This window comes from Elioraea sp. (assembly GCF_051860475.1).
Classification (GTDB): Bacteria; Pseudomonadota; Alphaproteobacteria; order Acetobacterales; family Acetobacteraceae; genus Elioraea.
Genome location: NZ_JBHYDW010000158.1, coordinates 1 through 8961, shown reverse-complemented (window position 1 = coordinate 8961; position 8961 = coordinate 1). Strand labels below are relative to the sequence as shown.

At 70.9% G+C, this 8961-nt stretch carries 7 protein-coding genes; 4 read left to right on the top strand and 3 right to left on the bottom strand.

What is annotated here, in order from left to right:
• Positions 1-29: 29 nt before the first annotated feature.
• Positions 30-3401, bottom strand: a complete 3372-nt coding sequence (locus ACTIFU_RS20180; protein WP_439580115.1) for a type ISP restriction/modification enzyme — start codon at positions 3399-3401, stop codon at positions 30-32.
• On the opposite strand from ACTIFU_RS20180, the gene ACTIFU_RS20175 reads away from it, so the two are divergent.
• Complete coding sequence (locus ACTIFU_RS20175; protein ID WP_439580114.1) at positions 3388-3732, top strand: hypothetical protein; 345 nt, start codon at positions 3388-3390, stop codon at positions 3730-3732. The two genes, ACTIFU_RS20180 and ACTIFU_RS20175, sit on opposite strands and share 14 nt — an antisense overlap.
• A 188-nt stretch (positions 3733-3920) precedes the next feature.
• Here ACTIFU_RS20175 and ACTIFU_RS20170 read toward each other — a convergent pair whose 3' ends face one another.
• Together ACTIFU_RS20170 and ACTIFU_RS20165 are read right to left on the bottom strand one after the other, a co-directional pair.
• On the bottom strand, positions 3921-4430 hold the full coding sequence (locus ACTIFU_RS20170; RefSeq protein WP_439580113.1) for a ParB/RepB/Spo0J family partition protein: 510 nt from the start codon (positions 4428-4430) through the stop codon (positions 3921-3923).
• Positions 4431-4560: 130 nt separating this feature from the next.
• Positions 4561-5994: a hypothetical protein gene (locus tag ACTIFU_RS20165; protein WP_439580112.1), complete on the bottom strand. Its 1434-nt coding sequence runs from the start codon at positions 5992-5994 to the stop codon at positions 4561-4563.
• A 93-nt stretch (positions 5995-6087) separates the two neighbouring features.
• Between ACTIFU_RS20165 and ACTIFU_RS20160 the strand changes: the two genes are divergently transcribed.
• The 3 genes from ACTIFU_RS20160 to ACTIFU_RS20150 all read left to right on the top strand — a co-directional run.
• Complete coding sequence (locus ACTIFU_RS20160; RefSeq protein ID WP_439580111.1) at positions 6088-7062, top strand: ABC transporter permease; 975 nt, start codon at positions 6088-6090, stop codon at positions 7060-7062.
• Complete coding sequence (locus tag ACTIFU_RS20155) at positions 7059-7943, top strand: ABC transporter permease (protein WP_439580110.1); 885 nt, start codon at positions 7059-7061, stop codon at positions 7941-7943. Before ACTIFU_RS20160 ends, ACTIFU_RS20155 begins: the two co-directional genes overlap by 4 nt.
• Positions 7940-8961: ABC transporter ATP-binding protein (locus ACTIFU_RS20150; RefSeq protein WP_439580109.1), on the top strand; the 1022-nt coding region annotated here is incomplete at its 3' end. The genes ACTIFU_RS20155 and ACTIFU_RS20150, both read left to right, overlap by 4 nt.

The following is an 8961-nucleotide window of genomic DNA, read 5'->3' as shown; positions in this document are numbered from 1 at the left end:
GCCCTTCCCCTCAAACTCCCCATCCCGATTCATAAGGGGCGGTGTGCGTCCGCGCAGGCGCGATAGTTCGCGTCCAAGGCCGGCCCCATCAGGCGCAGCGCGGCGAGGCGGCGGGCGGTGTCGCGAACGTAGCGGACTTCGGCGGGGGTGAGGGCGCGGCCGAGCAGCGGCTTCTCGCGGTAGGAGAGCCACTTTTTCAGCACCTGGTAGCCGCCGATGGTGAAGGACCAGACGTGTTCGGGGATGTTGCGCCAGCAGGCCGAGTCGTTGAGGAACACGTCGAGGGTGCGGGCACCGAGCAGGGCGGCGTGGGCGGCCGTGTCGGCTTCGTCGGCGGCGTAGCCGCGCGACACGGTGCGGCCGCGGCCGGGCATCACCGCGCCGCCCTTGCCGGCGTGGCCCCAGCCTGCGGTGAGCGCGCGGTCGGCTTCGGCCATGTTGCCGCCGCCCTGCTTCGTCGGCACGGCGAGCGCGCGCAGCGCGGGCTCGACCGTGCCTTCGGTGACGCCGGGCACGGGCGTATCGGGGTCGAGCAGATCGGCGACGCGGCGGCCGAGCGCAGCGGAGGCGCGCAGCAGGTCGGCGCTGCCGGGCAGCGGGATGCGCGGCCAGTCGCCGCGGATGCCGTGCTCGTTCTCGGCGAGCCAGGCGGGGCTGTAGCCGATCGCGAGGGCGTGCAGCCAGGGGAGCACGACGGTGTCACGGTCGCTGTCGGGATCGGGCAGGCCGAGCGCGGCGAGCCAGGCGCGGGCGGACGGGGAGAGATTGGCGCGGACGGCATCGCCGCCGGCGACGACTGGCGGCGTGTAGTAGGCGTGGCCGCGCAGAGCGTCGTTATCGCCGAGCGCGGTTGTCCAGGTCAGCGGAATGCCTTCCGGGTTCGCGACACCTGCGGGGCGGGTAGCGAGGAATCCTCCTGCGGTCGGGAGTTGACGCAGTAGCTTAGGCCGGGGCTCGTTCCAGAGCGGTCGGTCCGCCACAGCATATGCGTATCGCAGATCGAACGGCCTCAAGTGGTAGCGGTATATGCTGCCATCAGCGAAACCGCGCCGAGCGATCAGCTTCGCACGAGTTGATTTTGGATCGTATCGTCCTGCCTTCTTGGCCAGTCCGCCAATCAGAGGCGCTACATCGTTCCAAGACCGTTTCTGATCGAAGTAGGCACGCATACGCGCTGCAAGTGCACCGCGGTCGTTGTCGATCAACGCACCGCCGCGTTTCTCCATCAGGCCGTTGAACGGCGGAACCGCCGCAAGCTCGATCATTCGCGGCCAGGACGCATAGGCACCGGCCACCTCACCCGGCCGGAACGCGAAGCGGTTTTCTGCGGTCGGTGTCGCTTCTGTGTACAGCGCGTCGAAATCCGCGCGCTCGAAGCTCGCGAGCATCTGCGCGCGCCGATCGTCCGCCTTCGAGGCGTCGAACGAGTCGTTGAACCGCACGATCGGCCGCTCGGCGCGCTGAGCCCTGCGGACCCAAAGCGATACCGCGGTGCCCTGACGAATGCCGGGCGAGAACCCCTTGATTGCAAACACGGTCTCGCTGGTTCGGCCGTCCGGTCCGTATTCCGAGATCTTCCTGTCACCATGCATGTTGTCGATCCAGACGCGATCGAACTCGCGCAACAAGCGCTGACGCATGACGACGAACGACGATCCAGTTAGCCAAGAGTAGTTGCTGATGAAGCACACCACGCCGCGGCCCGTTCCATCGGCGATGCGGCGCTCGGCGACACGGAAGAAGCGCACATAAAGGTCATCCAGGTTGAACTTCCTGATGCCCCAGACCTTCTGCAATCCCTCCTTGTAGGGCGCCACCAATCCGCCCTCCTCCGTCGGGCTGGTGCCGGCGAAGGCGTTGTAGGGCGGGTTGCCGAGGATGACGAGGATCGGCCGCTCGCGCTTCACCCGCCGCGCCTCGTCGCGCTCCTCCGCCAGCGGCGGGAACACCAGCTTCAGCCCCGCCTGGCCGTTCTCCGCCGTCTCCTTCTCCGCCTCGGCCCAGCCCGTCAGCGCGTTGGTCAGATACACCGCGGCGCGCTCGGACTCGCCAAGCGCCGCGCCCGCTTCGCGCAGCAGATGCCCCACCTGCCAATGCGCGATCACATACGGCGCGGGCATGATCTCGAACCCGGCGATGCGCGTCCTCGCCGCCTGCTTCAGGTCCTCCGCGATCAGCGCATCCTCGCCCTTCGCCGTCAGCGTGCGGCGGATGCGCTCCAGCACCTCCACCAGATAGGCGCCGGTGCCGCAGCACGGATCGAGCACCCAGACGGACGGATCGGCGAGCCCGTCGGCCACGCCGAGCTCCTCGCGCAGGACGCGGTCCACCCGCTCGACCATGTAGCGGACGATCTCGCGCGGCGTGTACCAGACGCCGAGCTGCCTGCGCAGCTCCGGATCGAACGCCTGAAGGAACGGTTCGTAAAAGTATCGGACCGCATCCGCATCGCTGAACGCCTTGAAGAACGCGCCGCGGTCCACGCGGTTCAGCGCGTCCGAAGCCCACTGCATCGGCTCCTCGAGGCCGAGCGGCTTCAGCTTGTCGCGCGTGGCGATCTGCTGGAACAGCGTGGAGATGAAGGGCACGTGCAGGTCCCAGCCGGCAGCGTGCCAGTGGAACGGCCGGCCCTCGCGCGCGGTCTCCACCCAGGCGCTGAACAGGCCGTAGAACAGGGTCTGCACGAGGGTGGAGCGGAACAGATGCTCGCCGCGCGCGTCCTCGAAGGTGAGCCCCAGCGCCTCCTGCAACGCACCGCGCAACGCCTGGAAGGCGGGAAGCTCGGCGCGTTCCTCGACGCGCGCGAGCGCGTCGCGGGCGTAGGAGGCGAGGAAGAACGCCACGTCCTCGGGCCGCGCCAGCGCCGCCTGGTGCAGCAGCACGCGCTGGAGGAAGTCGGCGAAGCGGGTGGCAAGGCCCGCGGGGCGGCGGGTGGATCGGGCGAGGGCGAAGAACCCGTCGGCGTCGGCGCAGTCGAACGAGAACCGCTCGCGCTCCTCGGCACCGTTCGCGCCGCGTCCGAGCAGCACGAAGTCGCGGTAGTTCGTGACCAGCACGAGGCCGTACTCGGCGAGGTAGCGCTTCACCTGCGCGCTGTCGCGCTTCGTGGCGATCGGGGCGGGGATGTCGTCCACCTCGACCACGCCGCGATCGGGCGGACGACCCTCGGGCCAGTCGGCGAGGTCGAGGCCACGCGCGGCGACGAACAGCCCCATGTCGGGGAAGCCCGCACCACGGTTCCTCAGGTTCGGCACACAGAACACGCGCGGCCTCAGCGTGTGGCCGACGGCGTTGAGCGCGCCTGTCAGCGCGCCGTAGGAGCTGATCTCCTTCGTCCCCGCGCCGGTGCCACGGATGCGGGCAATCTCATTCAGATAGTCGGAGAGAATGGTGCGGCCCATTCGCCGCACGCTGCGCGAGGCGCAGGCCGTTTCGCAAGGGCCGTGTGCCCGCTATCCTCCCGGCATGTCGCGATTCGCCCAGACCGACCTTTTCGCGCCGCCGCCAGCGCCCGCAGAACCCGAGGAAGCGCCCGCGCCGCTCGACGAGCTGCGGGCCATTCTCGCGCGCGTGCGCGCGGCCGAGCGGCTGCCGTTCCCCGACGCGGCGGCGGCAATGACAGAGGAATTGCGCGTGGTCGGGCTCGGCCGGCGGGCCGGCACGGAAGGCGCGGCGCTCGCGTCGGCAATCCTTGACGAGATGGAACGGCTGCACGCGCTGACCGACCGCTGACCCTCACCCTGTCCCTCTCCCGCACGCGGGAGAGGGGACGCTCGGCGACCAGCGACCAAGCGCGGCAAACGTCCTTTCGCTGGCCTTCGGCCAGCCAAGGCAAAGCCCCTTGGGGGAGAGGGCCGCGCGCGGAACTGGCCCTCGGGCCAGCGAAGCCACCGCAATCCTTCCCCTTTCCGCCAAACCCCCTATCCCTCTCTCATCAGCAGCGCCAGCAGCCCGTCCAACTGGTCCAGATTCGCGTAGCGCAACCGCAGCTCGCCCCCCTGGCCGCGTGGGCGCACATGAACCCCCACCCCCAGCCGCTCCTTCAAATCCCGCTCCAGGCTCAGCAGGTTCGGATCCGTCGCCCGCCGCGGATACCGCTTCGGCCCCGCCACCTCCTGCCCCTCCGCCGCCACCAAGGCCTCGGTCTGACGCACGCTCAACCCCTCGGCCACGACCTGCGCCGCCAACATCCCCGCTTCCTTCGACCCCAGCAGCGCCCGCGCATGACCAGCCGTCAGCCGCCCCTCCCGCACGTGGAACTGCACGATCGTCGGCAGATTCACCAACCGGATCGTGTTCGCGACATGCGACCGGCTCTTGCCGATCATGCGACCGATCTCTTCCTGCGAGAGATTGTGCGTCTCAATGAGACGCATCAAGCCCTCCGCCTCCTCAATCGGATCAAGGTCCGTGCGCTGCAAATTCTCCACCAGCGCCGCAGCCGATGCGTGCGAACGCCGAACCGTCGGACGGATCGATCACGTCGAGCGTCGCAGCGGGCTCGCTCCGGCGACCGCCGATCAGGTGTGCGGCATCGGCCACGCGGCGTCTGCTCAAACGTCAGGCCGGACCGCCGCCGAAGCCCCCGCCGACAAGCGCGGCGATCGCGGTCCAGCCGACCAGCACAGCAGTCGCTCCCGCGGGCCACAGCCGCCGGCCGATCGCGCCGGGCGTCGTGCCGTCGGCGGCGAGGGCCGCAGTCGCGCCGAGCCGCATCGGTGCGACCATGCACAGCGCCGAGCCGGTGAAGTTCTGCACCGCCGCGACGAAGGCCGGCGGCAGAGGCAGCGCCAGTGCGGAGACGACCGGCATCAGGATGCTGTTCGAGCCGACATTGGTCGCGGCGAAGAACCCGCCGGCCGCGCCGAGCAGCGGCACGACGAAGGCCAGTGCCGGCCCCGCGGCGGCGGCGAGCGCGCCGGCCAGCGCCGCCGCCGCCCCCGATCCGCCGAGCAGCCGCGCCAGCACTACGTAGCCGAGCATCAGCGCGGCAGGCCGCGCGCCGCGGCGTCCGACGTGGCGGAGGATGTCGCGCCGGCCATGCACGGTCGCCAGCGCGCAGAGGCCGACCGCGCCCAGCAGCATCCCGGGCTGGTGCAGCAGCGCGAAGCCGGGCAGGTCGGGCCAGGGCCGGATCATGCCGACGGAGGTCAGGCGCTCGGGGACACCGGGCAGTAGGCGGGTCGCCAGCAGCACCGCCGAGAGCGCGAGATACGGCGAGGCCGCGCGCAGCCCGCCCGGCCGGGCGAGGCGGTGGCGCAGGCGCCAGACCAGGGGCGGGCCGAGCGCCAGCAGTCCGGCGACCTCCACCGTGACCAGCAGGTTCGCCGCAACCAGCAGCCCGCCGAGCACGACGAGCGTCGCCGCATCCTCGGCCCGGTCGCGCGGACGTGCAGGCAGCCCCACCTCGGCCGCGAGCCGCCAGAACACCGGCAGCAGCGTGAGCAGCCACACGGCGCTGAGGCCCGCGTTCCAGGCGCCGAGCGCGCGCAGCTCCACGCCGGCGAGCGCGGCGCCGAGCAGCGTGCCGGGCCCGAGCCCGCCCCAGGGGATCAGCATCTGCGAGAGAAGCGACAGCGCGGCGCCGGCCGGCCCGACGATGCCGAGCGCGTGCAGATCGCCGAGCGCGAACACCGCGCCGACACCGAACCCGGTGACGGTCTCGAAGAACGGGCCGAGCAGCAGGCAGACGGTGAACAGGCGCGCGTGGATGGCCGCACCGTCCGCCTCGGCGTCGCGCGGCCGCGCCGAGACCGCCCCGTGGAACAAGAGCCCCGCGAGCGTCACCGCGATCGGCTGGAGAGCCAGGAACGCGCCGCGCGCGGCCTCCTCGGCGAGCAGCGGCGCGAGCATCACGCCCTCCGGCACCGACACGGCGGCGGCGGGGATCGCGAGCACCAGCGCCACAACCACAGCACGCAGCGGGTCGGCACGCCCGGAGGCGAGCAACGCGACGATCGCGCCGAGCGGCGCGGCCTGGATCAGCAGGATCATCGCCGGTCATCCTGCCGCGAGCGGTGCCGCGCCGCGATGACAGAGCGCGGCGCGGCCGCTATGACAGCCCTGCATGATGCCAGGCGCGCCCGGATGATCGCCTTCCTGCTGCAACGGCTCGCCGGAGCGGTCGTGGTGATCTTCGCGATGTCGCTGATCGTGTTCGCCGGCGTGTTCGCGATCGGCAACCCGATCGACGTGCTGATCAACCCGGCGGCCGACCAGATCACCCGCGCCGAGACGATCGCGCGCTACGGGCTCGACCGTCCGTTCTGGGAACAGTACGGCTACTTCCTCGACTCGCTGATCCGCGGCGATTTCGGCATGAGCTTCGTGTTCAACCAGCCCGCGCTGGGGCTGATCCTGTCGAAGCTGCCGGCGACGCTGGAACTGGCTCTCGCGGCGATGCTGATCGCGATCGTGCTGGGGATTCCGCTCGGCGCCTATGCCGGGCTCAAGCCCGATGCGGCGGTGAGCCGCACCATCATGGCCGCGAGCGTGCTGGGGTTCTCGCTGCCGACCTTCTGGGTTGGGCTGATGCTGATCCTGGTGTTCTCGGTCGAGCTCGGCTGGCTACCCTCGGGCGGGCGCGGCGAGACCGTGCTGATCGGCGGCATCGAGTGGTCGTTCCTGACCGGCGACGGGCTCGCGCATCTGCTGCTGCCCGCGTTCAACCTCGCGCTGTTCAAGCTCAGCCTGATCATCCGGCTGACGCGCGCAGGCATGCGCGAGACCTGGCCAGCCGACTTCGTGAAGTTCGCCCGCGCCAAGGGGCTGACGCTGCGGCGCGTCGTGCTGGTGCATGCGATGCGCAACATCCTGATCCCGATCGTCACCGTGCTCGGGCTCGAGTTCGGCTCGGTGGTGGCGTTCGCGGTCGTGACCGAAACGATCTTCTCCTGGCCCGGCATGGGCAAGCTGGTGATCGATTCGATCCTGACACTCGACCGGCCGGTGATGGTGACCTACCTGATGCTGGTCGTGACCATGTTCGTCACGATCAACCTGCTGGTCGATCTCGCCTATGCGGCGCTCGATCCGCGGGTGCGGCTCGGGGGCCAGCGGTGAGCACGCGCGCCGCCTCGCCAGCCGCGCTGTTCTGGGCCGAGTTCGCCGAGAGCAAGGTGGCGCTCGGGGGCCTGTTCGTGTTCGGGCTCGCCGTGGTGCTGGCGCTGACGGCGCCCTGGATCACGCCGCAGGACCCCTACGACCAGGCAGTGCTCGCGCTGATGGATGCGCGCCTGCCGCCGGGGGCGGTTGGTTCGGGCGGCTATGCCCATTGGCTCGGCACGGACGCGCAGGGACGCGACGTGCTGTCGGCGATCCTCTGGGGCCTGCGCACCAGCCTGTTCGTCGGCGCGTCGGCCGGCGTGGTCGCGCTCTGCATCGGCACCACGGTCGGGCTCGCGGCCGCGTTCTTCGGCGGGCGCGTCGAGCTCGCGCTGATGCGGCTCGTGGATCTCCAGCTCTCGTTTCCGGCGATCCTGCTGGCGCTCGTGCTGGTGGCGATCCTTGGCCAGGGGCTGTTCCAGGTGGTCGCGGCGCTGGTCGCGGCGCAGTACGCCTATTTCGCGCGCACCGTGCACGGCGCGGCGCTGTCCGAGCGGCGCAAGGAGTACATCGAGGCAGCCTCCGGCATCCCTCTCCGCCCTGCGCGCGTGGTGCTGCGCCACCTGCTGCCGAACTGCCTGCCGCCGCTGATCGTGGTCGCGACCGTGCAGGTGGCGAACGCGATCGCGATCGAGGCGACGCTGTCGTTCCTCGGCGTCGGCATGCCGGTGACCGAGCCCTCGCTCGGCACGCTGATCGCCAACGGGTTCCAGTTCATGCTTTCGGGCCGCTACTGGATCAGCGTCTATCCCGGGATCGCGCTGCTGATCGTGATCGTCGCGATCAACCTGGTGGGCGACCAGTTGCGCGACGTGATGAACCCCAGGCTGAAGAGGTGACGGCGCTGCTTTCGCTCGACGGCGTGTCGAAGCGCTTCGTGCGCCGGCCGTCGCTCTCCGAGCGTATCGTCGGCGCGCTGACCGGCGGGGCAAAGAGCGAGATCGTGCGCGCGGTGGACGGCGTCTCGCTCGATCTCGAGCGGAGCGAGGTGGTGGGGCTGGTCGGCGAGTCCGGCTGCGGCAAATCGACCCTCGGGCGGATCGCCGCGGGGTTGCTGCTGCCGACCGAGGGCCGCGCGCTGCTGGACGGCGCGCCGGTGGCGGACGACTCCGACGGCCGCGCGGCCAAGCGCACCACCGCAGTGCAGATGATCTTCCAGGACCCGTACGCCTCGCTAAAACCGCGAATCCGCGTGGGCGTGGCGATCGCCGAGGGTCCGCTCGCGCACGGGCTGACGGATCGCCCCAGCGCGCGCGAGACGGTGGCTGCGGCGCTGCGCCGCGTCGGGCTCGATCCCGCCTTCGCGGCGCGTTATCCGCATCAGTTCTCGGGCGGGCAGCGCGCGCGCATCGGCATCGCGCGGGCGCTGGCGATGAACCCGCGCGCGCTGGTCGCCGACGAGGCGGTGGCTGCGCTCGACGTCTCGATCCAGGCGCAGGTGCTGAACACTTTCCTCGACCTCCGGCGCGATCTCGACCTCGCGATCCTGTTCATCAGCCACGATCTCGGTGTGGTCGGGCATCTCGCCGACCGGGTGGCGATCATGTACCTGGGCCGCGTGGTGGAGACTGGCCCGGTTGGCGCGGTGTTCGCCGAGCCTGCGCATCCGTATACGCGCGGGCTGATCGAGGCGGTGCCGCGGCTCGACCGGCGGCGTGCGTCGTTCCATCCGGTGCGCGGCGAGATCCCGAGCCCGCTCGATCCGCCGCGCGGCTGCCACTTTCATCCGCGCTGTCCGCAGGCGATGTCTCGCTGCCGCGAGCAGGCGCCGGTGCTGCGCGAGGTCGCGCCTGGTCGGGTGGGGTCGGGGCACCAGCACGACGCCCCCCCCACCCCCGGACGGGGGTGTCGGGGCGG

Coding starts and splice junctions, on each gene's coding strand:
- ACTIFU_RS20175 (WP_439580114.1), top strand. CDS start 3,388: ATGGTGCGGCCCATTCGCCGCACGCTGCGCGAGGCGCAGGCCGTTTCG.
- ACTIFU_RS20180 (WP_439580115.1), bottom strand. CDS start 3,401: ATGGGCCGCACCATTCTCTCCGACTATCTGAATGAGATTGCCCGCATC.
- ACTIFU_RS20165 (WP_439580112.1), bottom strand. CDS start 5,994: ATGATCCTGCTGATCCAGGCCGCGCCGCTCGGCGCGATCGTCGCGTTG.
- ACTIFU_RS20160 (WP_439580111.1), top strand. CDS start 6,088: ATGATCGCCTTCCTGCTGCAACGGCTCGCCGGAGCGGTCGTGGTGATC.